15 protein-coding genes and 3 tRNA genes are annotated in these 26,194 nt (G+C 75.1%); 11 read left to right on the top strand and 7 right to left on the bottom strand.

Translation table 11 applies throughout. The annotated features are described in order from the left end of the window. The first annotated feature begins 78 nt into the window (after nucleotides 1-78). Entirely contained in the window at nucleotides 79-2,955 is a 2,877-nt protein-coding gene (locus tag IH44_RS0107325; RefSeq protein WP_157852179.1) for a tetratricopeptide repeat protein, read from the top strand. A gap of 194 nt (nucleotides 2,956-3,149) precedes the next feature. After that, nucleotides 3,150-3,902: a sirohydrochlorin chelatase gene (locus IH44_RS0107320; RefSeq protein WP_030458593.1), complete on the top strand. Its 753-nt coding sequence runs from the start codon at nucleotides 3,150-3,152 to the stop codon at nucleotides 3,900-3,902. A 73-nt stretch (nucleotides 3,903-3,975) separates the two neighbouring features. On the opposite strand, the gene IH44_RS0107315 is transcribed toward IH44_RS0107320, so the two are convergent. Continuing rightward, nucleotides 3,976-5,379, bottom strand: a complete 1,404-nt coding sequence (locus IH44_RS0107315; RefSeq protein ID WP_232794854.1) for an MFS transporter — start codon at nucleotides 5,377-5,379, stop codon at nucleotides 3,976-3,978. Nucleotides 5,380-5,498: 119 nt separating this feature from the next. Next, nucleotides 5,499-6,122, bottom strand: a complete 624-nt coding sequence (locus tag IH44_RS0107310; RefSeq protein ID WP_030458591.1) for a transcriptional regulator — start codon at nucleotides 6,120-6,122, stop codon at nucleotides 5,499-5,501. Nucleotides 6,123-6,336: 214 nt separating this feature from the next. Between IH44_RS0107310 and IH44_RS0107305 the strand changes: the two genes are divergently transcribed. The 3 genes from IH44_RS0107305 (at nucleotide 6,337) to IH44_RS0107295 (ending at nucleotide 10,894) form a co-directional block, all read left to right on the top strand. After that, nucleotides 6,337-7,611, top strand: coding sequence for a deoxyguanosinetriphosphate triphosphohydrolase (locus IH44_RS0107305; protein ID WP_030458590.1), 1,275 nt, complete (start codon nucleotides 6,337-6,339; stop codon nucleotides 7,609-7,611). Between the two features lie 81 nt (nucleotides 7,612-7,692). Beyond that, the gene (gene dnaG / locus IH44_RS0107300; RefSeq protein WP_030458589.1) at nucleotides 7,693-9,600 is read left to right on the top strand and encodes a DNA primase; all 1,908 of its coding nucleotides are present in this window, start codon (nucleotides 7,693-7,695) and stop codon (nucleotides 9,598-9,600) included. 145 nt (nucleotides 9,601-9,745) lie between these two features. Next, entirely contained in the window at nucleotides 9,746-10,894 is a 1,149-nt protein-coding gene (locus IH44_RS0107295; protein WP_030458588.1) for an RNA polymerase sigma factor, read from the top strand. Nucleotides 10,895-10,997: 103 nt separating this feature from the next. Here IH44_RS0107295 and IH44_RS0107290 read toward each other — a convergent pair whose 3' ends face one another. The 3 genes from IH44_RS0107290 to IH44_RS0107280 form a co-directional block, all read right to left on the bottom strand. Beyond that, nucleotides 10,998-12,404: a glutamate decarboxylase gene (locus tag IH44_RS0107290; RefSeq protein WP_030458587.1), complete on the bottom strand. Its 1,407-nt coding sequence runs from the start codon at nucleotides 12,402-12,404 to the stop codon at nucleotides 10,998-11,000. 110 nt (nucleotides 12,405-12,514) lie between these two features. Next, entirely contained in the window at nucleotides 12,515-13,954 is a 1,440-nt protein-coding gene (locus IH44_RS0107285) for an FGGY family carbohydrate kinase (protein WP_030458586.1), read from the bottom strand. A 120-nt stretch (nucleotides 13,955-14,074) separates the two neighbouring features. Then, a complete protein-coding gene (locus tag IH44_RS0107280) occupies nucleotides 14,075-14,347 on the bottom strand; it encodes a hypothetical protein (protein ID WP_123818482.1) in 273 nt (90 codons plus the stop codon). A 333-nt stretch (nucleotides 14,348-14,680) separates the two neighbouring features. Between IH44_RS0107280 and IH44_RS0107275 the strand changes: the two genes are divergently transcribed. Next, nucleotides 14,681-14,753, top strand: a tRNA-Asn gene (locus IH44_RS0107275). 5 nt (nucleotides 14,754-14,758) lie between these two features. Next, a tRNA-Asn gene (locus IH44_RS0107270) sits at nucleotides 14,759-14,831 on the top strand. 125 nt (nucleotides 14,832-14,956) lie between these two features. Here IH44_RS0107270 and IH44_RS0107265 read toward each other — a convergent pair. Together IH44_RS0107265 and IH44_RS0107260 are read right to left on the bottom strand one after the other, a co-directional pair. Further along, nucleotides 14,957-15,712 carry a serine protease gene (locus tag IH44_RS0107265; RefSeq protein WP_030458584.1) on the bottom strand — a complete coding sequence of 252 codons (756 nt, stop codon included), beginning with the start codon at nucleotides 15,710-15,712 and terminating at the stop codon, nucleotides 14,957-14,959. Between the two features lie 137 nt (nucleotides 15,713-15,849). Further along, nucleotides 15,850-16,707 (bottom strand): serine protease, encoded by an 858-nt coding sequence (locus IH44_RS0107260; RefSeq protein ID WP_030458583.1) that lies wholly within the window; start codon nucleotides 16,705-16,707, stop codon nucleotides 15,850-15,852. Between the two features lie 288 nt (nucleotides 16,708-16,995). Between IH44_RS0107260 and IH44_RS0107255 the strand changes: the two genes are divergently transcribed. The 4 genes from IH44_RS0107255 (at nucleotide 16,996) to IH44_RS0107240 (ending at nucleotide 25,957) form a co-directional block, all read left to right on the top strand. After that, nucleotides 16,996-17,069 (top strand) — tRNA-Ile (locus IH44_RS0107255). Between the two features lie 543 nt (nucleotides 17,070-17,612). Then, nucleotides 17,613-20,315 carry a PKD domain-containing protein gene (locus IH44_RS0107250; protein ID WP_030458582.1) on the top strand — a complete coding sequence of 901 codons (2,703 nt, stop codon included), beginning with the start codon at nucleotides 17,613-17,615 and terminating at the stop codon, nucleotides 20,313-20,315. 77 nt (nucleotides 20,316-20,392) lie between these two features. Continuing rightward, entirely contained in the window at nucleotides 20,393-23,083 is a 2,691-nt protein-coding gene (locus tag IH44_RS0107245) for a right-handed parallel beta-helix repeat-containing protein (protein WP_030458581.1), read from the top strand. A gap of 141 nt (nucleotides 23,084-23,224) precedes the next feature. Next, a complete protein-coding gene (locus IH44_RS0107240) occupies nucleotides 23,225-25,957 on the top strand; it encodes a PKD domain-containing protein (RefSeq protein WP_030458580.1) in 2,733 nt (910 codons plus the stop codon). The last annotated feature ends 237 nt before the right edge of the window (nucleotides 25,958-26,194 follow it).

Here is a 26,194-nt window from a genome sequence, read left to right as displayed (position 1 = left end):
GAGGGGGTACGGGAGTGCGTACCCTGCACGCAGGGGAGCGGATTCGAAGATCCGGTCCGAGTCCGGCCGGGAGCTGGCATGACAACAGACGTGCAGATGAGAGGCCGGGCGGCCCACTCCGCGGTGCTGCGCGAACTCCTGCTGCTCTGGGCCGAGGCCCGCCGGGCCGGCGGCCGGACGATCACCCAGAAACGGTTGGCCCGGATCGGCGGCATCGGCCCGTCCACCCTGCACGGCTGGCTGTCCGGACGCTCGGTGCCCCGCGAGGCGGACCGACTCGCCCTGGTCGCCGGGGAGTTGGCCCGCGCCGCGGGCCGACCGGTGCGGCCCGCCCGCTACTGGGCCGCCCTGCTGGAGGCCGACCGCCTCCGGGCCCAGCTCACCCAGTCGCAGACCGACCGCCCGTCGCACGAGCCGACCGGCGGCACGCCCTGCCAGTCCGTACGGCGCTCGGTGACCGTCCGGGGTGCCGACGGTGCGGGCCACCGGGTCCGGTCGACGGCGGCCGTCGGCACCGGCGGCGTCCGCCGGAGCGCAGGCGCAGGCACCGCAGGCGGTCCGGGCCCGGCCGGGACACGGCTGGTGAACCGCTACCGCTCGGCGCCACCTGCCGCCCGCGCCGTCGTCGACGCGGCGCTGGACGCGGTCCGCCTCGGCCACCGCCCGGTCCTGCCGGCGGCGCTGCTGGCCGCGTCCGCCCCGCACTACCTGACGTCCCGCGAGCGCAACGCCCTCCGCCCCGGCTGGGTGGCCGACGGGCTGGCCTACCTGCGCAAGGCGGTCCCCGGAACGGGCGCGCTCCTGACGACCGGCGACACCACCGGCAACCGGACCACCGACGGCCGGCCCGCCGCCGACCGGGCACCGTACGGCGTCGCGGCGACCCGCGGGGCGGAGACGGCCCGGGCCGCGACGGCGGGCGGGCCCGAGGTGCGGATCGCCGAAGCCCTGGTGCGCCAACTGCGGCCGGAGCGGGAGGGACGCACCGTCCCGGCCGGGCTGTGGGAGTGCCTGGCCCGGTACGCCCACCCCGCCGACCGGTCCGCCCTCGCGCGGTCGGCGGCCACCAGGGGGCTCACCCGGATCGCGGTCGGCCTCTGCGCCTCGGCCGCCGAAGCGGGCGACCCCACCGCGCTGTCGGCCGGCGCCGACCTGCTCGCCGAAGCGGGCCGCACCGCCGAGGCCGCCGACTGGTACGGCGCGGCAGCCGACCGGGGCGTGCCGGAGGCGGCCGTCCGGGCGGCGGAACTGCTGGAACGGGACGGCCGGTTCGCCCAGGCCGTCGACTGGTACGACCGGGCCGCCCAGCACGGGGATGCCGACGCCCACTGCCGCGGCGCCGAACTGCTCGGCCGGCACGGCGAGATCGCACCGGCGCTGCACCGGTTCGAGGAGGCGGCCCGGTCCGGCCACCCCACCGCCCGCCACCGGGCCGGCCGCCTGCTCGTCGAACTCGGCCGCCCCGACCAGGCGTTGGAGTGGTTCGAACGGGCCGCCGCCGACGGGCACCCCGAGGCCGCCGCCGACTGCGCCCGGCTCTGTGCCGCGGCCGGCCGGATCGACCGGGCGGTCGCCTGGTGGGAGCGGGCCTGGGCGATGGGAACGGCGGCCGGCGTGCACGAGGCGGCCCGGACGTTGGAGGCCGCCGGCCGGATAGACGAGGCCGCCGCCTGGTACGAGCGCGCGGCGGGGTCCGGCGACGAGAGCGCCTGGCACGAGGCCGCGGCCCTGCTCGCCCGGCACGGCCAGTACGGCAACCTGCCCTGGTACGCGCACATCGGCGACCCGCAGGCCCTGCGCGAACGCGCCGAGCAGTGCGAGCGGGACGGCGACCCGGACGGCGCGCTGGAGTGGTACCGGAAGGCGGCCGAAGCCGGCTGCGAGGCCGCCTTCTTCCAGGCCGCCGACCTGCTGGAGCGGCACGGCGACCGCACCCGCGCCGTCCGCTGGTACGAACGCGCCGCCGCTCGCGGCGACGTCTACGCGATGCGCGAACTCGGCCGCCTGCTCGGCGAACTGGGCCGCGCCCGGGAGTCCGCCGGCTGGTACCGGCGTGCCCTCGCGGCCGGCGGCCGTCCCGCCGTGCCCGCCCCGGCCGCCACCGCTCCGCTCGCCCCGGGCCTCGGCCGGTTCGCACCGCAGCCGCCCGCACCCACCGACCCGGCGCCGCACCTGGTACCGGCCACCCGCGGTCAGGCCGACCCTGGTCGTCCCGGCGCCGGCCCGGGCACACCGGTGCCCGCCCCCGCCGCCGACCGGCCCGGGCCGGTGCGGCTGGACGAGGCGGTGGAACTGCTCAAGGAGGCCGGCCGGTTCTTCGAGGCGACCCTGCTGCTGCGCTCCACCGACCGCCCGGAGCCGGAGCGGCTGCGCGAGGCGTCCCGGATGCTGTCCGGCGCGACCTGCGACGACCGGGCCGTCGCCTGGGTGCAGCGGTTCGCCGACAGCGGCGACCGACCGGCCGTCCGGGAGGCCGCCGAGATGCTGGAGAGCCGGGGCCGGATCGACGACGCGCTCACCTGGTACGGGAGGGCGGCGGACGAGGGCGACCGCGACGCCCTGCTCGCGGCGGCCCGGATGCTCGCCGAGCGCCGCCGGCCGCAGCACGCCGTGGAGTGGTACCGCCGGGCCGCCGAGGCGGGCGACCCGCTGGCCCACCGGGAGGCGCTGATGCTGCTCGACGAGCAGGGGGAGCAGCCGACCCGCTCCGCCACCGGGACGGACACGCCCACCACGGCGGCCACGCTGCGCGGCAACGGCTGGGAACCGGACGCCGTCCCCGCCGCACCGTGGTCGGCCGCCGTCCCCACCGCCCTCCCCCTCCCCGCCACGTCCACCGCACCCACCGGGGACGGCCGACCCCGCACCGCACCGCCGCTCCCCGTGCGCGTCCCCCGGCAGCCCGGAGCGGCCAGGACGCCAGAAGCACCGGCCCGAGCAGAACGCTGCCCGTGAACCACCGGCCGTGAACCACCGGCCGTGAGTCGCGGATCGCGCCCCGCAGACCGCAGGCCGTACGGGCGCGTCACCAGCATCGAGACCGGGTGGCGGGCCGCGCTCACCCCCGCGGGCCCTCCGGATGAGGGCGGGGAAACCGACCGTGACCGGCGGGCAACCGGGCCGAAACAGGGGTCCGGCAAGGTGGCGGTATGACCACCACACAGCTTCCCGGCCGTCTCGCCCCGCTGCGGGTGCTGCACGCGGCCCGCCGCCCGGCCCTGGTGCTGGTGGCGCACGGTTCGCACGACCCGGCCGCGTCCGCCGAACTCGGCCGGCTGCACGCCCGGCTGCGGCGGGCCCGCCCGGAGCTGGACATCCGGCTCGGACACCTCGGCCTGAACGACCCGCTGCTGCCCGAGGTGCTGGACGAGCTGAGCGGCCGGGTGGTCCTGGTGCCGCTGCTGCTCAGCCGCGGCTACCACAGCAAGACGGACATCCCCCGGACGCTGTCCGCCGCACCGCACCTGGCGGGGGAGTGCGCCCCGCCGCTCGGACCGGACCCGTTGCTCACCGAGGCCCTGGCCGACCGCCTCGAAGCGGCCGGCTGGCGGGGGGAGCCCGTGGTCCTGGCCGCCTCCGGCTCCCGCGACCAGGACGCCGCCCGGGACACCGGTACGCAGGCCGAACTGCTCGCGGCCCGCCTGGGCGTCACCGTCCGGCCGGGATACGTGGCGGCGGGCGGCCCCAGCGTGGCCGCCCGGGTCGCCGAACTCACCGCCGAGGGCCACCCGCGGGTCGCCGTCGCCTCCTACTTCACCGCACCGGGGGACTTCGCCCGCCTGGCCGCCGCAGCCGGCGGAGCCCTGACCTCCGCCCCGCTCGGCGACCACCCCGCCCTGGCCCGGCTGGTCCTGGAGCGCTACCAGTCCTGCGTCAGCCGCCCCGTCCGGCTGGCCGGCTGACCCCCACCGCCACACCCTCACCGGGCACCACCAACCGGCCACCACCGGGCTGCCTCCGGCCCGTTCCGCCCCCTCAGCCCGCGTCGAGCGCGCACACCCCGCCACCGGCCGCAGCGCCCTTCCCGGCAACCCGGCCCTTCCCGGAAACCCGGCCCTTGCCGACTGCCCCGCCCTTGTCGGCTGCTGCCCCGTCCTTCCCGGGCGCTCCGCCCTTCCCGACCGCCCCGCCCGTCGCGGCCCGCATCGCCACCGGCGGCAGCGCCGCGCTGCCGCCGACCGGTGCCCGGCGCTCGGTGGGCAGGTCGCGGACGCGGCGCATCGGCGAGCACCAGAGGATCAGCGCCGCCAGCGGCACGCCGACGGTCATCAGCCACATCGCGGGCCGCACCCCGAGCTGGGTGCCGAGGACGCCGGCCAGCAGCGCGCCGAGCGGGATGGAACCGAAGTTGAGCACCGCGCTGCTGGCGGAGAGCCGGCCGAGCAGTTCCGGCGGGCAGTAGCGCTGCTGGAAGGTCGCCTTGATGACGTTCCCGGCGACCACCCCGCAGGAGGCGCCAAACCCGCCGACCAGGTACCAGGCCAGCCCGGCGCCGCGGCCGGTCAGCGGGATCAGGACGGTCAGCGCGGGCAGGGCGAACTCCAGCACCAGCATGGCCCGCGAGGTGCCGAGCCGGGCGGCGATCCGGCGGGCGACGGCCGCGCCGACGATGCCGCCGGTGGAGGCCGCCGCGACCAGCAGGCCGACGGTGCCCTCGCTCACGCCGACCTCGCGGATCAGGAAGACCACCAGCAGCGACTGGTAGCCCGTCAGGACCAGGTTGGAGGCGGCGCCGAACAGCGCGAAGGTGCGGAACCAGACGTCGGAGGCCAGCAGGCGCAGGCCCTCGCCGATCTCCTGCCGCAGCGCCCGGCGGGGCCGCTCGCTCCGGACGGGCTCGCGGTGGCCGATCCGGACGGTGCACCAGAGCGAGAGCAGGAACGTCGCGGTGTTGGCCAGCAGCCCGTTGACCGGTCCGGCCAGCTGGGCGATCAGGCCGCCGCTGCCCAGCCCGGCGATGCCCGCGGCCGAGGCGCTGCCGTGCAGCTTGGCGTTGCCCTCGGACTGGTCGGCGGGGTCGAGCAGTTGCGGCAGGTACGCGGTGTACGCGGTCTGGAAGAACACGCCGGCGGCCCCGGCGAGCAGCGCGACGGCCAGCAGGTGCCAGAGCGTCAGCGCCCCGGCGAGCGCGGCCAGCGGGACGGTGGCGTACAGCAGCAGCGAGGCGGCGGTCGAGACCAGCATGATCGGGCGGCAGCGCAGCCGGTCCACCCACACCCCGGCGGGCAGGCCGATCAGCAGCCAGGGCAGCCAGCCGGCGGCGCCGAGCAGAGCGACCTGGAGGGTGCTCGCGTGCAGGGTGCTGACCGCGATCAGCGGCAGGGCCAGCCCGGTGACCGCGGAGCCGTACTTGTTGGCGGTCTCGCCGACCCACAGCATCCGGAAGTCGCGGTGCCGCCGCAGCAGCCCGGCGGGCGCGGCACCGGCGTCGGTCACGGAGCGGTCGGCGGGCCCACCGGCGGGGCGGTCGTCAGGGCGGTCGGCGGAGGCGGGTGCGGTCATGGCCGGTCGGATTCCTTTCGGGGCAGCGCCTGGATCTGGACGATCATCGGTCGCGCCGCCGGGTCGGGGGCGGCGTCCGGGTCGGGGGTGTGGCGGGCGACCACGGCGGCCAGGTCGTCGATGAGGGCCTGGAGTTGGGCGGGCGTCAGGCGGAGGTTGCTCCAGTCGGAGACGCTGCCGGTGCCCCGCCACTCGCCCTCCCACTCGGCGGCCATCGAGTCGGCGACCCGCTGGAACTGCCGGCGCAGGTTCTCGGCCTGGTAGACCGAGAGCGCGGCCCGCGAGGTCGGGTCCTGGTCGAAGTCGGTGGCGGCCAGCACGATGGCGCCGGGCACGGCGCGCCACCAGCGCTCCCGCTTGGTGCCGCGGCCGGGTTCCTCCTCGATGAAGCCGTGCTCGGCGAGGTGCCGCAGGTGCCAGCTGATGGTGCCGGTGGACTCGCCGGTGCGCTCGGACAGCCGGGCGGAGGTGGCGGGCCCGTTCAACCGCAGCTCGTCCAGCAGCCGCATCCGCAGCGGGTGGGCGAGCCCGCGCAGCGAACCCGCGTCGAGCTTGCGGCGCGGCGCCCCGGCGGGGACGGGTGCGACGGTGGACGGGTCTTCGGGGCGGTGCTCGTTCATGGGTCCAGCGTAGGTTGCAGAGAACTCTCTGCATAGACCTCTTTGCAGAGAATCCTCTGCAATCTTCGAACGGCCGCTCCCACCACCCGCTCCCACCACCCGCGCCACCACCGCCCACCCGCGCCACCGCCGCCCACCCGCCACTTCCCGTTCGCGCTCCCGTTCGCGCGGCGCAGGACCGAATGTCCGTCATCCGGCGTACGGTGACTGGCATATGAAGAACACCGCTCCGTACGATCCGCAGTCCGAGGCGCGCTGGGTGCCCGAGCCCGACAAGCGGCCCGGCCGCACCGCCTTCCAGCGCGACCGCGCCCGGGTGCTGCACTCCGCCGCGCTGCGCCGGCTGGCCGGGACGACCCAGGTGGTCGCCCCGATGCGCAGCGACTTCCCGCGCACCCGGCTGACGCACTCGCTGGAGTGCGCGCAGGTCGGCCGCGAGCTGGGCGCGGCGCTCGGCTGCGACCCGGACCTGGTGGAGACCGCCTGCCTGGCCCACGACATCGGCCACCCGCCGTTCGGCCACACCGGCGAGGAGGCGCTCGACCAGGCGGCCCGGGCGTGCGGCGGCTTCGAGGGCAACGCGCAGTCGCTGCGCATCCTGACCAGGCTGGAGCCCAAGCGCTTCGCCCCGCTGGACGAGCCCGAGGTCCGGCTCGCCCCGTGGCCCGGCCGCAGCGTCGGCCTGAACCTGACCCGCGCCGCGCTGGACGCCGCGACCAAGTACCCGTGGCCGCGCGGGCAGCACCCCGCCGACCCCGGCTCCACCAAGTACGGCGTGTACGGGGACGACCTGCCGGTGTTCCGCTGGCTGCGCACCGGCGCGCCCGACGGCCGCAAGTGCTTCGAGGCCACCGTGATGGACTGGTCCGACGACGTCGCCTACTCCACCCACGACGTGGAGGACGGCCTGCAGGCCGGCCACGTCGACCCGGCCGCGCTGCGCTCCCCGCAGGAGCGCGCCGAGCTGTTCCGGGCCGCCGAGCGGTTCGTCCCCGGGGCCGGGCCGGAGGAGTTCGGCGAGGCCCTCGACCGTCTGCAGGCCCAGGACTGGTGGCCGGCCGGCTACGACGGCACCGCCCGCGCCCGGGCCGGCCTGAAGGACCTCACCAGCCAGCTGATCGGCCGCTTCTGCCTGGCCGCCGAGCAGGCCACCCGGGCCCGCTACGGCCCCGGCCCGCTCACCCGGTACGCGGCCGAGCTGGTCGTCCCGCGCAGCGTCCGGCTGGAGTGCGCGGTGCTCAAGGCGGTCGCCGTCCGGTACGTGATGCAGCGCGACGAGCAGGCCCAACTCCGCTCCCGCCAGCGGGTGGTGATCGCCGAGTTGGCCGACGCCCTGATGGCCGACGCCCCGCACCAGCTGGACCCGGTGTTCGCCGCCCAGTACGCGGAGGCCGAGGACGACCGGGCCGCGCTGCGCACCGTGATCGACCAGATCGCCACCCTCACCGACGCCTCCGCCCTCGCCCTGCACGCGAAGCTGGTCGGCTAGCGTCCGATCCGGCGGGCCCGCACCGGCCGCCCCCGAACCGGCGGGCCCGGACTGTCACACCCGCTCCCGTAGACTTTCCCGGTGGCCGGTCGGATCAGGGACGAGGATGTGCAGGCGGTGCGTGCCGCCCTGCCGATCGACGCCGTGGTCGGCGACTACGTGCAGCTGGCGGCCGGCGGCGGCGCGCAGCTGAAGGGCGTCTGCCCGTTCCACGACGAGAAGTCGGCGTCCTTCTACGTGCACCCGGGCAAGGGCGTCTTCCACTGCTTCGGCTGCGGCGAGTCCGGCGACACGATCACCTTCCTGATGAAGATCGAGCACTGCTCGTTCGCGGAGGCGGTCGAGCGGATGGCCGCCCAGGCGGGCATCACCCTGCGCTACGAGGAGGGCGGCTACAGTCCGCGCCACCAGCAGGGCGAGCGGACCAGGCTGGTCGAGGCGCACAAGGTGGCGGCCGCCTGGTTCCAGGAGCAACTGGCCACGCCGGAGGCGGAGATCGGCCGCCGCTTCCTGGCCGAGCGGGGCTTCGACGAGGCCGCCGCCAAGCACTTCGGGGTGGGCTACGCCCCGGTCGGCTGGGAGCACCTGGTCCGCTTCCTGCGCGGCCGCGGCTTCACGGACAAGGAGATCTCGGTCGGCGGCCTGGCCTCGCAGGGCCAGCGCGGCGGCCTGATCGACCGCTTCCGGGGCCGCCTGGTCTGGCCGATCCGGGACAGCTCGGGCGACGTGGTGGGCTTCGGCGCCCGCCGCCTGCGCGAGGACGACAACGGCCCGAAGTACCTGAACACCCCCGAGACGCCGCTCTACAAGAAGTCGAACGTCCTCTACGGCATCGACCTCGCCCGCAAGGAGATCGCCAAGTCCGGCCGGGCGGTGGTGGTCGAGGGCTACACCGACGTGATGGCCTGCCACCTGGCGGGCGTCACCACGGCGGTCGCCACCTGCGGCACCGCCTTCGGCGAGGACCACATCAAGATCATCCGCCGGCTGCTGATGGACACCTCCACCTACCGCGGCGAGACGGTCTTCACCTTCGACGGCGACGCCGCGGGCCAGAAGGCCGCCCTGCGCGCCTTCGAGGACGACCAGAAGTTCGCCGCCCGCACCTCCATCGCCATCACCCCGGGCGGCATGGACCCGTGCGAACTGCGCCTGGCCCAGGGCGACGAGGCGGTCCGCACCCTGGTGGACAACCCCGTCCCGCTGTTCGAGTTCGCGCTCCGCTCGGCCGTCGCCCGGCACCGGGTGGACACCGCGGAGGGCCGCGCCGCCGCCCTCGAAGAGGCCGCCGGGATCATCGTCAAGATCAAGGACCGCTCGATCCAGCACGAGTACGCGGTCCAACTGGCCGGCATGGTCGGCATCCTGGACGAGCGCTTCGTGGTCAACCGGATCGCCCAACTGGCCCGCTGGCAGCGCGAGAACCAGCAGAACGGCCAGCAGCGCACCCTGCGCCGCCCCGACGCCGCCCAGCCGCCCGCCCGCCCCGAGCGGCCGGTGTTCCGACTCAACCCGCGCGACCCGGCCCAGTTCGTCGAGCGCGAGCTGCTCAAACTCGCCCTCCAGCACCCCGAACTGGTCAGCCCGGCCTTCGACCAGTACGGCGAGGACGAGTTCCCCACCCCGCCCTACCGAGCCGTCCGCCGCGCCATCGGCCAGGTCGGCGGCACCGCGTACGGCGCGGGCCTGCCCGACTTCACCGCCGCCGTCCGCGAGGCCAGCCCGGACGACCAGGTGCGCGGCCTGGTCACCGAACTGACCGTCGAGCCGATCCGCTCCCGACGCAAGGCCGACCAGCTGTACGCGGGGGAGTTCCTGGTCAAGCTCCGGCTGCAGGCCGTGGACCGCCGGATCGACGAGGTCCGCGCCCACCTGCGCCGGCTCGGCGACCGGGCCACCGCCGAGCAGCAGCACCCGGTGCAGAGCGAGCTGTGGGCCCTGCAGCAGTACGGCCAGCAGCTCCGCTCCCGCGGCGCCGCCGCGCTCTGACCCGGCGTCAACTCCCGGCACCCGCCAGCCCGCCGGGTGCCACCCGGCCACCTCACCGCCGCTCGCAGGTGCCCGGGCCCGCCGCGCTGGGTATCCCCTCGGGTGTGGCGCGGCAACCCCCAGGCCGCGCGCGGCCCCTGGAGGGATGCCCGTGGAGCTTTCCGTTGCCCGCCAGCCCCGGACCGGTCCCGCCCGGGACACCGCCATCCCGCCCCAGCCCGGCCCGCCCGACCCCGAGCACACCACCGGCCCCACCCCCCAGGGCCCCGTCGCAGTAGAACCCACCGCGCCAGACCCCGCCCCCGAAGAACCCACCGCCGAAGAGCCCACCGCCGAGGAGCTCGCCGACGAGCCGCCGGAACCCGCCCTGGACGAGGGCACCGGCCCGGCCGCCGACCTGCTGCGCCAGTACCTGCGCGAGATCGGCCGGATCCGGCTGCTCACCGCCGTCGAGGAGGTGGAGCTGGCCCGCACCATCGAGGCCGGCCTGTTCGCGGAGGAGGCGCTGGACCGCGTCCCGGGCGCCGACGAGCGCCTGCTCGGCGACCTGGACCGGCTGGTCGTGCTGGGCCGGATCGCCAAGCGCCGCCTGATCGAGGCCAACCTGCGCCTGGTGGTCTCGGTCGCCAAGCGCTACGTCGGCCGCGGCCTGACCCTGCTCGACCTGGTGCAGGAGGGCAACCTGGGCCTGATCCGGGCGGTGGAGAAGTTCGACTACGCGCGCGGCTACAAGTTCTCCACCTACGCCACCTGGTGGATACGCCAGGCGATGAGCCGCGCCCTCGCCGACCAGGCCCGCACCATCCGGGTGCCGGTGCACGTGGTGGAGCTGATCAACCGGGTGCTGCGGGTGCAGCGCTCGCTGCTGCAGGAGCGCGGCGTCGAGCCGACCGCCGCCGAGGTCGGCGAGGCGCTGCAGCTCTCGCCGGAGCGGGTCCGGGAGGTCCTCAAGCTGGCCCAGGAGCCGGTCTCCCTGCACACCCCGGTCGGCGAGGAGGACGACGTCGCCCTCGGCGACCTGATCGAGGACGCCGACGCCGCCTCCCCGGCGGAGAGCGCCGCCTTCCTGCTGCTGCGCGAGCACCTGGAGGCGGTGCTGGCCACCCTCGGCGAGCGCGAGCGCCAGGTGGTCCAGCTCCGCTACGGCCTCGACGACGGGCGGCCCCGCACCCTGGAGGAGATCGGCCACCTGTTCGGCGTGACCAGGGAGCGGATCCGCCAGATCGAGGCGAAGACGCTCGGCAAGCTCCGCGACCACGCCTTCGCCGACCAGCTCCGCGGCTACCTCGACTGACCCACCCCGCCCCGCCACAGTCCGACCCGCCCAGGCCCACCCCGCCCGCCACAACCCGGACCGACCAACCCCGCCCGACCGGCCCGTCAGCAGCCGCAGCGGCTCAGTGGTGGAAGCCGCTGCGCCGGGGCATCCCCAGCTCGCCGAGCGGCGCGGGCTGGCGCTCCAGCTCGGGCAGCAGCCGCCGCAGGTCGGCCAGCAGCAGGTCCGCCAGGTCCCGGGTGAACCCGTTGCGGCAGACCACCCGCAGCACCGCCAGGTCGGTCCGCCCCTCCGGGAAGGTGTACGCGGGCACCTGCCAGCCGCGCTCGCGCAGCCGCCGCGAGACGTCGAACACGTCGAACGGGCAGCCGTCGGTGGTGGTGAACGCGAACACCGGCAGCTGGTCGCCCTTGGTGATCATCCGGAACGGCCCGAGCCCGGCGATCTCCTTGACCAGGTACCCGGCGACGTCCCGGCAGGCCTGCTGGACCGCGCGGTACCCGGTGAACCCGAGCCGCAGGAAGGCGTAGTACTGGGCGACCACCTCCGCCCCCGGCCGGGAGAAGTTCAGCGCGAAGGTCGGCATCTCGCCGCCCAGGTAGTTGACCTTGAACACCAGCTCCTCGGGCAGCGCCGCCCCGTCCCGCCACAGCGCCCAGCCGACCCCGGGGTAGACCAGTCCGTACTTGTGGCCGGAACAGTTGATCGAGGCCACCCGGGGCAGCCGGAAGTCCCACACCAGCTCCGGGTCCAGGAACGGCGCGACCATGCCGCCGGACGCCCCGTCCACGTGCACCGGCACGTCCAGCCCGGTGCGCTCCTGGAAGGCGTCCAGGGCGGCGCAGATCTCGGCGATCGGCTCGTACGAGCCGTCGAAGGTGGAGCCGAGGATGCCGACCACGCCGATGGTGTTCTCGTCGCAGTGCGCCACCGCCTCCTCGGCGCTCAGGTGGAAGCGCTCGCCCTCCATCGGGACCAGCCGCGCCTCGACCTCCCAGAAGTTGCAGAACTTCTCCCAGCAGACCTGCACGTTGACGCCCATCACCAGGTTCGGCCGGGCCCCGGCGGCGTACCGGTCGGCGTTGCGGGCCGTCCAGCGGCGCTTGAGCGCCATCCCGGCGAGCATGCACGCCTCGCTGGAGCCGGTGGTCGAGCAGCCCACCGCGGCCGCCGGGTCGGGCGCGTGCCACAGGTCGGCGAGGATCGCCACGCAGCGCCGCTCCAGTTCGGCGGTCTGCGGGTACTCGTCCTTGTCGATCATGTTCTTGTCGCGGCACTCGGACATCAGCCGGTCCGCGTGCTCGTCCATCTGGGTGGTGACGAAGGTCGCCAGGTTGAGCCTGGCGTTGCCGTCCAGCATCAGCTCGTCGTGGATCAGCTGGTAGGCGACGTCCGGCGGGACCGGCACCTGGGGCAGCCGGTGCAGCGCCGGGGCGAGCTGCATCGCGCCCAGCGGATCGGTCAGCACGTGCAGCGGGCTGAACGGCAGCCTGCGCTCCTCCTCGCCCTGTCCCTTGTGCAACGCCATGGCGAACCGTCCCTCCACTCGTGGAACCTCCACGGTGGCACCGGCCCACCGCCCCCGCACCCGCGGCAGCCGGGGCCGGACCGGGGTCGGACGGGGCCGGGCGGCGGCGGTCAGGACGCGGCGGTCTCCGGGTGGTGCTGCTCGCGGAGGGACGCGAACTGCTGGCGCACCGCGCCGCCGACCGCCAGGTCGTGCTCCTGGTCGGGGGCGAGCACGGTCAGGTCGGGCAGCTCCCAGTGCGGGGGCTCGGGCGTCCCGGCGAGCGCCCAGGCGGCCTGCCGGGCCGCGCCGCGCGCCGCGTGGTCGCCGCCCGGCGGGGGCACCACCACGGGCAGCCCGAACAGCTGCGGCGCGATCTGCTGCACGGCGGGCAGCCGTCCGGCCGTCCCCAGCAGGAACACCCGGTTCACCGCCACCCCGTGCCCGCGCAGCACGTCCAGCGCCTCGGCCAGGTTGCACAGCATGCCCTCGACGGCGGCCCGCGCCACGTGCTGCGGCGCCATCGACTCGGCCCGCAGCCCGGTCAGGGTGCCCGCCGCGTGCGGCAGCTTCGGGGTCCGCTCGCCGTCCAGGTACGGCAGGAAGACCATCCCGTACGCGCCGGGCGAGGACTGCAGGGCCAGCTCGGACAGGCCCTCCAGGTCGGTGCCGAGCATCGCGGCGGTGGAGCGCAGCACCTGCGCGGCGTTCAGGGTGGCCACCATCGGCAGGTGCCGGCCGGTGGCGTCCGCGAACGAGGAGACCAGGCCGGACGGGTCGACCACCGCCCGGTCGTGCACCGCGAAGATCGTGCCGTTGCCGCCCAGCGAGACCACCGCGTCGCCGAGCCCCAGGCCGAGGCCGAGCGAGGCGGCCATGTTCTCCCCGGTGCCGGCCGAGATCAGCAGCCCCTCGGGGGTGTGCCCGGCGGGCTCGGCCGGGCCGAGCACGTCCGGGACGGCCAGCTCGTGGCCGAGCGCCAGCTTGATCAGGTCCTGCCGGTACTCGCCGGTGACCGGCGACCAGTAGCCGGTGCCGGAGGCGTCGCCGCGGTCCGTGGTGCGCCGCTTCGGGCCGCCCAGCAGCTGGGAGACCAGCCAGTCGTGCGGCAGCAGCACCTCGGCGATCCGCTGCGCCGACACCGGTTCGAACTCGGCCAGCCAGCGCAGCTTGGCGATGGTGTACGTGGGGCCCGGCACCGCGCCGATCGCCTCCACCCAGGGCTGCGGGCCGCCCAGCGCGTCCAGCAGGGCGGCCGCCGCACCCGCCGAGCGGGGGTCGTTCCACAGCAGGGCGGGCCGCACCAGCACGCCGCCGGCGTCCAGCCCGATCAGGCCGTGCTGCTGGCCGGAGACCCCGATCGCCCGGACGCCCTCCAGCAGGCCCCCGGCGGCCGCGTCGCCCAGCGAGTGCAGCCAGCTCTGCGGGTCGACCTCGGTGCTCCGGGCGTCCTCGCCCTCGGGCAGCGGGTGCGGGGCCCGCCCCTTCCGGAGGACGGCGCCGGTGTCGGCGTCGCACGCGACGATCCGGGTGCGAGTGGTGGAGCTGTCGATGCCCGCGACGATGGCCATGCCGAGATCATGCCGCAGTCGGCGCCCGGGGCGGGCCCGACTGCCGCAAGTGTTGCCCAGTCGGTACCGGAACCACCCCGTCCGACGACCGCCCGCCCCCGCCCGACCGCGTCCGCCGGCTCAGGGGCGGACGGTGCCCCAGTCGTCGTCCCCGCCGTGCTGCTTGGCGAAGTACGGGACGCGGTCGGTCAGCGCGTTCGGGAGCTTCTCGCCGACCTTGTCGGCGACCGCCCCGGCGGCCTTCCCGGCCACCGCGCCCGCCTGCTGCTTGGCCTTCCCGGCCGCGTCCTGCACCCGGGGGTTGTCCCGCACCTGCCGGGCCGCGCCGGCCAGCTGCTCGTAGCGTTCGCGCCCGGCCCGGGTACCGAGGACGTACCCGATTCCGAGGCCCACGATCAACGACACCTTCCACATGCCTGGGTTCCACCCTTCGTCGCCGCGCGATTGTGTGCCGCGTCTACCCGTCCGGCCGGGCCGTGAACCGCCCTGCCGGTGGCGGGTCCGGGCCAGCCGGAGCCGCCGTGCACCAGCATCCCCGTCCGCACCGCGGGGCGCGCGCGGGGCACGCCGGTCCGGCCCGCCGCGGGGGCGGGCCCGGGGTGGGGGAGCGGGCCGGGCAAAGCGATTGGCGGAACACCCCCCTGAGTGCGCTAATGTATGTCCCGCAGCGAGCACCGTGGGCCCCGGAGCGATCCGGAGACCGGGGTGGGCGAGGCGGAAGCACGATCCTCCATAGCTCAATTGGCAGAGCAGCCGACTGTTAATCGGCAGGTTATTGGTTCGAGTCCAATTGGAGGAGCACGGTCCCCCATAGCTCAATTGGCAGAGCAGCCGACTGTTAATCGGCAGGTTATTGGTTCGAGTCCAATTGGGGGAGCTTCACCGGAAGTCGCGGTGATCGGTACAGAGCGAGGGCCCTTCGGCGAGACCGAGGGGCCTTCGTGTTTTCCCGAGCCGACCGGCCCGACCGGCCCGACCGGTCCGGCCCCGGCCGGGCCCCGCTCAGCCGGAGGCCCGCCGGTACAGGTCGGCGACGTGCGCGTCGAAGGCCACGCTGTACGAGGTGTCCGGGCTGAGGCCGCCCTCCTGGTGGCCCCCTATCACCCCGACCAGCCGGCCCGCGTCGGTGATCCACGGACTGCCGCTGGTGCCGTTGGTGAACCCGCCGCAGTCGAAGCGCTGCTGGGTGGCGCTGTACGAGGAGGTGCGGGCCCGGCAGGTGATCGGGGCGTCCTGCTCGTTGGGGTAGCCGGTGACGGTGACGTCCAGCCCGGAGCCGAGGCCGGTGCCGAGCGTGTCGGCGCCCACCGCGTCCTCGAGCTGCCGGCCGTCGACGGGGGCGACGGTGAGGAAGGCGACGTCGTGGTCCTCGTCCTGTTCGTCCTGCCACTCGGGGTCGAGGGTCGTCCTGGTGACCGGCCACGTCCCGTGCGGGGCCCGGCCGTCCCGGTAGCCGGGGACGAACACCAGGCCGTCCACCGGGACGCCGCCGGGGGCCGCGCAGTGCGCGGCCGTCACGATCAGGTTCCGGCCGGGGCTGTGCACCACGCCGGCGGTGCAGTCGCGGGCGCCTTCGGGGCCGTCGACGAACAGTGCGCCGATCCGGTCGGCGGTCGGGCCGGCGGTGGCGGGGCGGGCGGACGGCAGCGGTCCGGAGCCGGCCCGGGCGGCGGTGCCGCAGCCGGTCGCGGCCAGCAGCAGGGCCAGCGCGCCGGCGGCGGCCGGGAGGGGGCCGGATCGGGGGGAGGTGCGGGGCACCGTCACTCGCTTCTGCTCGGCGGCCCGCCCGGGGTGCCGGGCGGCGGTCGCAGCAAGGTCTACCAGGGCCCCCGCGGGCCGGGCAACCGGCGGCCGGCGGCCGCCCCCGGAGTCCGGGGCCGCCGCCCGGCGCGGTGTCACGAGCCGCCGGACGCCTGCTGGTAGAGCGCCCGCACCTGGCTGCCGAAGTAGCTGCTGTAGGAGGTGTCGGCGGTGTCGCCGCCCTCCTGGTAGCCGCCGATCACGCCGACCACGGTGCCGGTGCGGGTCGTCGGGTCGAGCCGGGTGACCCAGGGGCTGCCGCTGGTGCCGCCGGTGTAGCCGGGGCAGTCGATCCGCAGCTGGGTGGGGCTCTGCTCGGTGGTGGTGTTGCTGCAGGTGATCGGCTGGTCGGCGCTGCTCGGGTACCCGGTGACCTTCACGGTCAGGGCGTAGCCCGGGTCGGTGCCGAGCCGGTTGGCGCCCAGCACCTCCTGCACCTGCTGCCCGTTCTGCGGCTGCACGGTGGCGAAGGCCACGTCCAGGTCCTGGTTGCCGCTGCTGCGCCAGGACGGGTCGACGGTCACCGCGTCGACCGGCCAGACGCCGGACGGGGTGTCGCCGTCCCGGTAGCCGGGGACGAACACCAGGTCGGTGCGGGTCCGGCCGGTGCGCGGTTCGACCAGGCAGTGCGCGGCGGTCAGGACCAGGTTCCGGCCGGGGCTGTCCACCACGCTGGCGGTGCAGAAGTGGTCGCCGTCCGGGCCGTGCGCGAACACCGCGCCGACCCGGCTGTTCAACGGCGTCGGCGCGGCGGTGCGGGTCGTCCCGCGGCGCTTGTCGACCGCCCCGCGCAGCCGCTGCCGGCTCCAGCCGTGCGCGGCCGGGGCACCGGAGGAGAGCGTGGCCGGGGCCGACGGCGAGGGGCCGTCCGCCGGGCGGCCGGCGGAACCGCACCCGGCCACCGCCGCGACCAGGACCGCCGCCCACGCCGCCGCACCCGCGGACCGCTTCATCCCGGCCACCCGCTCCCGCTCGCGCCAACCCGACGACCAAGCGTCACCCGCCCGTGGAGGGCCCGCCACTGACGCGCCGCCACCACCCGCGGAGGCCCCGCCGACCGGGGCCGCGACGGCCCGCGACCGGGCCGACGCGCCGTGCGGAGGGGCGGCGGGGCCGGGCCTACCCGGATGCGCCCCCGGCGCGCAGCACGGGTGATCGACCGGCTATGCTGCCGAGGGCGGCCCTGAGGGGCCGTCTGCTGCTGCCAGGACCGCTTCGTCGGCCCCGGCGGGTCGAGTCGGGGGGCGGTAGCTCAGCCGGTTAGAGCAGGGGACTCATAATCCCTTGGTCGTGGGTTCGAGTCCCACCCGCCCTACCTCGGCCGCTGACGGAGAGTCAGCCGACCGCGCCCCCTGCGACGAGCGAGACGCCCGGTCGCTCGAGCTCCGAGCGTAGGATACGCCCCTTTTCCGGCCCGCGGTCGCCGCGACACGGCCGGATCCCCCGAACGGTCCGCGGGCGCGGGTCGGCGCCCCGTCGCGGGAGGCCGCTGCGGACCGGCGGGAACGGTGGGGCATCCCGCTCGACGCGGCGCCCGTCCGTATGCCAATCTGTGCGGCGACATTCGATGTCGGGGGGATGGGAAGACCTGTGGCCGCGCCAGCGCGTCGCGGCGTCCGCGGTGCTGCCGGAACGGCTCCTGCGGGCGGTGGGCGGTGCTGCGGGCGGTCGGGGGTCGGCGCGGATCGTGCGGGCGGGGGCGTCGGGGGCGGCCGGTGTCCGGGCGTCGTGGGCGAGTCCGCCGCCGTCGGGTCCTGATCGTCCGGACATCGCCGGAGACTTCACCGAATCGGCTCGACGGGACGTCAGTTCGAGTGCCAAGCTGTGCCGGTTCTCATCCACGGAGAGTTCAGCCATCGTGCGTCTGCGCCAGTCCGCCGCGCTCACCGCGGCCGCCGTCACCGCCCTGATCGCCGTACCGCCCGCCGCCGTCGCGGCGGACGACCCGGCGGGCACGCTCCACGTCAACAACAGGTCCACCACCTGCACCGATGCCGGCAGCGGCACGGCCGACCAGCCGTTCTGCACGATCTCCGCCGCGGCCCGCGCGGCGCAGCCCGGCCAGACGGTGCAGGTCGTTCCCGGGTCGTACGCGGAGACGGTGCTGATCACCGGCTCCGGCACGCCGGACAAGCCGATCACCTTCGTCGGCACCGCCGGAACCGACCGGACCGCGGTGCACCCGGTGACCGGGGCGAAGAGCGCCGTGGTGCTCTCCGGTGTCCACGACGTGGTGGTGCGGGGCTTCTCGCTCTACAGCAACGACTCCGCCGGCAACACCGCCCCGCTGGTGTCGGCGGTGGACTCCTCGCGGGTGGTGCTGGACCGGATCCGGTACGCCGGCGGCGCCGGGTCGGGGGCCGTCCAACTCGCGGGCGCCGGCGACCACATCACGGTCAGCCGCAGCGTGTTCGCCGCCAGCGGGGGGCTGCGGGTCGGTGCCGGGGTGCACGACTCGCTGATCACCGCCAACGAGTTCAACGAGACCGCCTCGGCCGCGGTCTCCGCGGTGGACGCGCCGAACACCGCGGTCACCGGCAACAGCATCGCGTTCTCCTGCGAGGAGAGCGTGCGGATCGACGGCGCCTCGCCGGGCGCGGTGGTCGAGAACAACGTGATCACCGCCCAGTACCAGGGCGAGACCGGCTGGAACAGCGCGTGCGCCCGCACGCCCGACAGGCGCGGGGAGACCGAGGTCTCGGTCTCGGCCGGGTCGGTGGTCGGGTCGAAGGTGGACTACAACACGGTGCACCCGTGGTCGGACGCCTCGGCGTACACCTGGGGCGGCACCTCGTACCGCACCGCGGCCGGGTTCGCCGCGGCCCAGCCCGGCCAGGCCGCCCACGACACCGACTACGACGTCCCGTTCAGCCGGGACTACACGAAGCCGCTGGTGCTGCCGGAGTCGGCGACCGCCGCCATCGACTCGGCCGACCCGGACGCGCCCGGCGTGGACACCGACCTGTTCGGGGTCAGGCCCACCGACGACCCGGCGGTCGCCGGCACCGCGCCGAACGGCGGGGTGCGCGACCGCGGCGCGTACGAGCTGACCGGACAGACCTCGGTCGGCGTCCAGCTGAGCGCCGACGTGCCGACGCTGCAGGGGCCGGCGCCGTTCACCGTGCAGGTGACCGCCGAGCCGGTCAACACCTTCGGACTGGCGCAGGCCGACTACCTGTTCGACTTCGGCGACGGCACCGACCCGGTGCGCTCGACCCGCCCGGCTGTGACGCACACCTTCACCAAGCCCGGCAACTACTACGCGGTGAAGGTCACCGCGACCGACGTGCAGGGCGGCCAGGTGCAGGGCACCTCCAATGTCCCGCTGCTGGTCAAGGAACCCGGCGGCGTGACGGCGGCCCTGGACACCCCGATCGACGGGGCGCTCCGAATCCAGGTCACCACCCGGGCCGCCTCGCCGTACGCGATCAGCAAGGTCGACGTGGACTTCGGCGACGGCAGCCGCACCACCACCGCCCCGGGTGCCGTCGCGTACCACCAGTACGCCGCGCCCGGGAGCTACACCGTCACCGGGACCGTCACCGACGAGGGCGGGCGGACGGCGGTGGTGAAGAAGACCGTCACGGCCACCAGCGGCGGGTACACGCAGTCGCTGCAGCCGGGTTCGCGGGTGCAGGTGGTGGGCGTGCCGGCGAGCGGCCCCCTGTACAGCACGGGCGTGAACTACGGCAACGGCGGCTGGCAGCCGTGGCTGCCGGTGCCGCAGACGGGGGCGGGCTTCACGGCGGACCAGGTGTCGTCGTTGGCATCGGCGACGACCGCGGACCAGTACCTGCGGGTGTTCGCGCTGGTGGGCGGGAAGGTCTACGGGGCGGACCGGAACCTGGGCCCGGCCGCGGGCGGCCTGGGCCAGGGGCAGTGGACGCCGTGGAAGGAGGTCACCGGGACGGGGTCGCTGGCGGGCGTCACCCAGCTCTCGGCGGCGTCGATCGGCAACAGCACCCACCTGGTCGCCGTGGCCGGCGGCCGGGTGTACGAGGCGTCCGGCGACCGGGCGGCCGGGGTCTGGTCGAGGTGGGGCGACATCACGGCCGAGGTCGGCCTGCCGACCGGGGTGGCGGGCATCGCGGCGGGGACGACCGGCAACGTGCTGCACGTCGCGGTGCTGGGCGCGGACGGGCACCTCCGGGTCGCGGACGGGGACTACACCCGGGGCCGGTGGAGCGCCGGCGACGTGACCGCCGGCTACGGCGGCCCCGGCGGCATCGTGCAGGTGGCCGCGGCGTCGACGCCGGGGTCCCGCTTCCACGTGGTGGCGCTGACCGGCCAGGGCCGGGTGCACGAGATCACCGGCGACTACGCGGCGGGCTACTGGACCGGTTGGGGCGACATCTCCGGCGCCAGCGGTCTGGACCCCGTCCGGCAGGTGGCCGCGGCGTCGACCGGCAACACCGTCCGACTCTTCGCCGCCGCCCCCGGCTACATCGTCTACACCGTCACCGGCGACTACACCGCCGGGCGGTGGAGCTCCGCCTCCAACGTCTACGACACGGCCGGCAGCACCTCGGGGATCAACGTCCTCACCGCAGCGGGCCTCTGACCCACCACTCCGGGCGGGCGCGTGCCCGCCCGGAGCCCATGTCCGATCCCATCACCGGGGGAGTATCACCAGTGCGTATGCGCCTGCGTCAGTCGGCCGTGCTCGTGGCGGCGGCCGCGACCGGCATCGTCGTCGTTCCCGTCGTCCCGGCCGCGGCTGCGGCACCGGACCGGATCTACGTGGACGGGTGGGCCAGGACCTGCACCGACAGCGGGGCCGGCACCCTCGACCAGCCGTTCTGTAGCATCGGTGCCGCGGCGGCCGTCGTCCAGCCCGGACAGACCGTCAGGGTGTCGGGCGGTCAGACGACCTACCAGGAGGCCGTGCACCTCACCCGCTCCGGCACGCCGGACCACCCGATCGTCTTCGACGGCTCGCCCGGCGAGGTCGGCTACATACCGGCCGAGGTCTACCCGGAGGCGGGCACCGAGAGCGCCCTGACCCTGGACGGCGTGCACGACGTGGTGATCCGCGGCTTCGACACCGGCAGTCTGGCCGGCTACACCGGCACCCCGGCCGTCGTGGTGAAGAACAGCAGCCGGGTCACCCTGGACGACATCAGGTTCTCCGACGGCGGGGCCGCGGTCGGCGGCGGTGACGGAGTGACGGTCGGCCGCAGCAGCTTCGTGGGCTCCGGCGGCCTCGAGATCGGCGCGGGCACCCAGCACGCGCTGGTCACCGCCAACCTGTTCCACGGCACCCGGACCACCGCCGTCAAGGCAGCCGACGTGCCGGGCGTCGCGGTCACCAACAACACCGTCGCCGCCTCCTGCGGGGAGAGCGTGCGGATCGACGGCACCTCGCCGGGCGCCGTCGTCGAGAACAACGTGATCACCGCCGGGTACGCCGGCTCCGGAGTCTGGCCGACCTGCACCACGTCGGGGCCGGAGCGCGGCGAGACCGAGATCGCGGTGTCGGCGGCCTCCACCGACGGCACCAGGGTGGACTACAACTCGGTCCACCCGTGGTCCGACGCCAACGCCTACACCTGGGGCGGGACGTCCTACCCGACCCCCGCGGCGTTCCGGGCCACCGGCCAGGGCGCGCACGACATCGACACCGACGTCACCTGCGCCAACGGGAACTGCGACCCGTGGCTGTTCGCCCGCTCGGCGGTCAACTACCCGGCGCTGGCGGACTCCGCCGACCCGGCGGCACCCGGCATCGGCACCGACCTGGCCGGCCGCACCTACACCGACAACCCGAACGCGGCCGACACCCTCGGCGGCGTCCGCGACCGCGGCGCGTTCGAGGCCACCGGCCAGCGCGGCGTCAACCTGGCGGTCACCAGCACCCAGGAGCCCACGCTGCAGGGCTCCACCCCGCTGACGGTGACCGCCACCGCCGACGTGAAGAGCGACTGGCCGATCCAGCAGTCCGACTACCTGTTCGACTTCGGCGACGGCACCAAGGTGCACTCGACCACACCCACGGCCACCCACGTCTACGACAAGGCCGGGACCTTCGCCACCAGCCTCACCGTCACCGACACCCACCACGGCACGGCCAGGAACACCGGGCCTTCGGTCCGGACCGTCGTCGGGCAGCTCAGCGCCGACCCGACGGTGAGCGTCGACGGGTCGCTGTACGCGACCGTCCGGTCGAACGTCACGACCCCCTGGCGGCTGACCGGCGAGGAGATCGACTTCGGCGACGGCTCCCCCAAGGAGACCTCCGCGTACGGGAGCACCGCCTACCACCAGTACATGCGGGCCGGCGACTACCAGCTGACCGTCACCGACCGCGACGACAGCGGCAAGACGCTGGTCACCAAGCGCACCGTGCACGCGGTCAGCCCGCAGGACACCGCGACGCTGCAGCCCGGCAAGCGGGTCCAGCTGCTGACCCGCGACGGCAAGGCGTGGCTGAACGACGCCGGCGCGAACTACGACAAGGGCGTCTGGGGCCCGTTCCTGCCGGTGCCCGGTGCCGGGTTCGCCAGCAAGGACGTCGCCTCGATGGCCTCGGTGACCACCGCCGACCAGTACCTGCGGGCCTTCGCGCTGGCGGACGGCAAGGTGTACAGCGCCGACCGCCGGCTGGGCGCGGCGACCGGCGGCGTCGCACAGGGCCAGTGGCTGCCCTGGAGCGAGGTGACCGGCGCGAACGGCGCGGGCAACCTGAACGGCATCACGCAGATCTCGGCGGCCGCCAGCGGCAACTGGGTCCACGTGCTGGCCCTCGCCGGCGGCCGGGTGTACGAGGCGTCCGGCGACCGGGCGAGCGGCACCTGGTCGAAGTGGGGCGACATCACCGCCGCGCTCGGCTTCCCGGCCAACACCGTCGGCATCTCCGGCGCGTTCATCGGCAACGTGCTGCACGTCGGCATGACCGGTTCGGACGGGCACGTCCGGGTCGGCGACGGCGACTACGACCGCGGCCGGTGGAGCGGCGGCGACCTCACCGACGCGCTCGGCTACGCCTGGCCGAGCCAGTACACCAAGCCGTCCCAGATCGGCGTTGCCGCCACCGCGGACGGCAAGCTGCACCTGTTCGTGGTGGTGTGGGACCGGCTGATGGAGGCGGGCGGCGACTACACCGCAGGCCGCTGGACCAACTGGGCCGACGTGTACGGGGCCACCGGCCTGATGGGCGTCAACCGGGTCGGCGTGGCCGCCACCGGCAACACGCTGCGGGTGTTCACCGGGAGCAGCTCCGGCACCGGCGTCACGGAGACGGACGCCGACTACGCGGCCGGGCGCTGGTCGCGGCCGATGGTGGTGGGCGGCGGCAGCGCGGCCGACCTGTTCACGGCCACCGGGTTCTGACCGGCAGCCGCAGGTGACAGAGGGTCGGACGGATACGACCGGAATCCGGGAAAACGGGTAAACGGGCTCGACCGCAAGGGTGTTCGGGTGAGAAGCTGAGCCGCTTTTTGAACATCCTTTACCCTTTCTGGGAGCCCGTTCGTGCGCCTGCGCCAGTCCGCCGCCCTCACCGTCGCCGCGGCGACCTCCGTCCTCGCCTTCCCGGCGCTCCCGGCCTCGGCCGCGACCGCCGGGAACACCCTGTACGTCAACAGGGCCTCCGTCTCCTGCACGGACGCCGGCACCGGTACCGAGGCGAACCCGTACTGCACCATCTCGGCCGCGGCGGCGGTCGTCCGGCCCGGACAGACCGTCAAGGTCGCCGCCGGGTCCGGCACTTACCCCGAGACGGTGACGATCGACCGCTCCGGTACGCCGGAGCAGCCGATCACCTTCCTCGGCATGGTGCCCGGCGAGCAGGGCATCCCGCCGATCGTGTACCCCGGGGGGAGCGCCGAGGGCATCACGCTGGCGGGCGTGCACGACGTGGTGGTGCGCGGCTTCTCGGTCCGGCACCGGGACGCCGGGGCGGTACCGGTGGTCAGCGTCCGGGACTCCTCCCGGGTGACGCTCGACCAGAACCGGTTCTTCGCCGGGACCGGCGGGCCGAGCGTCCGGATCTCCGGTGACAGCGGCGACCTGACGGTCGCCCGCAACCGCTTCACCACCACCGGCGGCCTGCAGATCGGGGCCGGCGCCCACGACGTGCTGGTCAGCGCCAACCAGTTCGACCGGACCAGCACCGCGGCGGTCACCGCCGCGGACGCGCCGCGGACCGCGGTCACCAACAACACCATCGTGTCCCCCTGCGGGGAGGCCGTGCGGATCGACGGCGCCTCGCCGGGCGCGGTGATCGAGAACAACCTGGTCAAGGCCGACGGCGAAGGCGCGGTGGCCCCGGCCTGCGGCACCGGCCCGGACTCCCGCGGGGAGGCCGAGATCGCCGTCTCCGCCGGGTCGGTGAGCGGCTCCAAGGTCGACTACAACCTGCTCCACCCCTGGTCGGGCGGCTCCGCGTACGCCTGGGCCGGGACGAAGTACCCGACCGCCGCCGAGTTCACCGCCGCGCAGCCCGGGCAGGCCGGGCACGACGTCCACGCCGTCTTCTCGTTCACCAGCCCGGGCTCCGGCGAGCTGCGGCTGCCGGCGTCCGTGACCGCGGACGCGCTCGCCTGGATCGACTCGACCGATCCGGACGCGCCCGGCGTGGGCACCGACCTGCTCGGTGTGAAGCCGACCGACGACCCGGACGTCCCCAACACCGGGGGCGTCCGCGACCGGGGCGCCTACGAGCTGTCCGGCCAGGCCCCCGCCGGTCTCCTGCTGACCGCCCTGCCACCGATGCTGCAGGGCCCGGCCCCGTTCACGGTCACCGCGCAGGCCAGTGCGTGGAGCCGGTGGGGTTTCGCGCAGGCCAACTACCACTTCGTCTTCGGCGACGGCACCTCGGTGGACTCGGCCACGCCGACCGTCCAGCACACCTACACCACGCCCGGCTCCTACACGGCGTCGGTCACCGCGACCGACACCCAGGGCGCGGCGTCGACCTCGCAGCCCCAGCAGGTCGAGGTCAAGCCCGCGGGCGACCTGGCCGTCGACGTGGCGGCGACGCCGGACGACGTGCTCGGCGTCAGCGTCGTCACGAAGATCAGCTCGCCGTACCTCCTGGACGCGGGCTACCTGGTGAACTACGGCGACAACGAATCCGACTTCCCGATGCTCTCCCAGCAGGCGGTCTACCACCGGTACCAGGCTCCCGGCACCTACCAGATCACCGTCACCGCCGGCGACCAGGGCCAGCGGAACACCGTGGTCCGCAAGACGGTGAAGATCGCCAGCTCCGGGTACGACGCCTCGATCGCCGAGGGCGAGCGGGTGCAGCTGTTCGCCTTCGACAAGGACGGCTACCCGCCGGTCGGCAGCGGCGCCAACTACACCCTGGGCCGCTGGGCGCCGTTCACGCCGGTCCGGACCACCGGCCTGCCCACCCCGAGCGGCACCGTCTCCGCCGCGGTGATCGCCGAGGACCAGCACCTGCGGCTGTTCTCGCTGGCCCGGGACGGCCGGGTGCTCTACGCCGACCGGAACCTGGGGCCGGACGACGGCTACCTGAAGCGCGGCGCCTGGGATCAGTGGTACGAGGTGACGGCGGCGAACTCGGCGGGCCCGCTGCCCGGCATCACCCAGCTCTCGGCCACCGCCATCGGCAACACCATCCACCTGGTCGCCGTCGCCAAGGGCCGGGTCTACGAGACCTCGGTGGACCGCTCGTCCTGGAAGTGGTCCCCCTGGGGCGACATCACGGGGACGCTCGGCTACCCCGGCGACGTGACCAGTGCCGCCGCCGCCTCGATCGGCAACGTCATGCACGTGGCGATGCTCAGCTCGGACGGCCGGATCCGGGTCGGCGACGGCGACTACGGCCGCGGCCGGTGGAGCGGCGGCGAGCTGACGGCCGCGGTCGGCCGGCTCCCCGGCACCACCACCCAGGTGGCGGCGGCCGCCACCCCCGGCTCGAAGTTCCACGTCGTCGCGCTGGCGGACGGCAAGGTCTACGAAGCGGGCGGCGACTACGCGGCCGGTCGCTGGACCAACTGGGGCAACATCACGGCGGAGACCGGCCTGCCCGCCCTCACCCGGGTCGCCGCCGCCGGCACCGGCAACTCCCTGCGGGTGTTCGGCCTCACCGCCGGTAACCAGATCATGAACGCCGACGGCAACTACACCCTCGGCCGCTGGACTAGGGCGGACCGGGTCGACGGCCCCTACGCGGCCGGCCCGACGGACCCGAACAGCCGGAGCCTGGTCGTCGACCTCAGCGTGGCGGGCCGGTGACCGGCACCCTCCCCTGCTGCCCCTGACCCGAGAACCCCGCCCCCGCACGAGAACTCGCCGGTCCGCCGCGCCCCCCGCGTCGGCCGTCACGGTTCTGGTCACCGTCCCGGGCGCCACCACGCCGACGGCCGCCGACCTCCGACCGGACCGGCGGTACCCCGAAGGCCCCCGCGCAGTCGCGCGGGGGCCTTCGGGCTGCTCGGGACGGGGTTCCTCGAGGCGGTGGGTGCCATCGGC

Source organism: Kitasatospora sp. NRRL B-11411, from assembly GCF_000721345.1.
Classification (GTDB): Bacteria; Actinomycetota; Actinomycetes; order Streptomycetales; family Streptomycetaceae; genus Kitasatospora; species Kitasatospora cineracea.
Note: the sequence above shows the minus strand (reverse complement) of the source record. Positions and strands in the feature narration are given on the sequence as shown.

Coding starts and splice junctions, on each gene's coding strand:
- IH44_RS0107325 (WP_157852179.1), top strand. CDS start 79: ATGACAACAGACGTGCAGATGAGAGGCCGGGCGGCCCACTCCGCGGTG.
- IH44_RS0107320 (WP_030458593.1), top strand. CDS start 3,150: ATGACCACCACACAGCTTCCCGGCCGTCTCGCCCCGCTGCGGGTGCTG.
- IH44_RS0107315 (WP_232794854.1), bottom strand. CDS start 5,379: ATGCTGTGGGTCGGCGAGACCGCCAACAAGTACGGCTCCGCGGTCACC.
- IH44_RS0107310 (WP_030458591.1), bottom strand. CDS start 6,122: ATGAACGAGCACCGCCCCGAAGACCCGTCCACCGTCGCACCCGTCCCC.
- IH44_RS0107305 (WP_030458590.1), top strand. CDS start 6,337: ATGAAGAACACCGCTCCGTACGATCCGCAGTCCGAGGCGCGCTGGGTG.
- IH44_RS0107295 (WP_030458588.1), top strand. CDS start 9,746: ATGCCCGTGGAGCTTTCCGTTGCCCGCCAGCCCCGGACCGGTCCCGCC.
- IH44_RS0107290 (WP_030458587.1), bottom strand. CDS start 12,404: ATGGCGTTGCACAAGGGACAGGGCGAGGAGGAGCGCAGGCTGCCGTTC.
- IH44_RS0107285 (WP_030458586.1), bottom strand. CDS start 13,954: ATGGCCATCGTCGCGGGCATCGACAGCTCCACCACTCGCACCCGGATC.
- IH44_RS0107260 (WP_030458583.1), bottom strand. CDS start 16,707: ATGAAGCGGTCCGCGGGTGCGGCGGCGTGGGCGGCGGTCCTGGTCGCG.
- IH44_RS0107245 (WP_030458581.1), top strand. CDS start 20,393: ATGCGCCTGCGTCAGTCGGCCGTGCTCGTGGCGGCGGCCGCGACCGGC.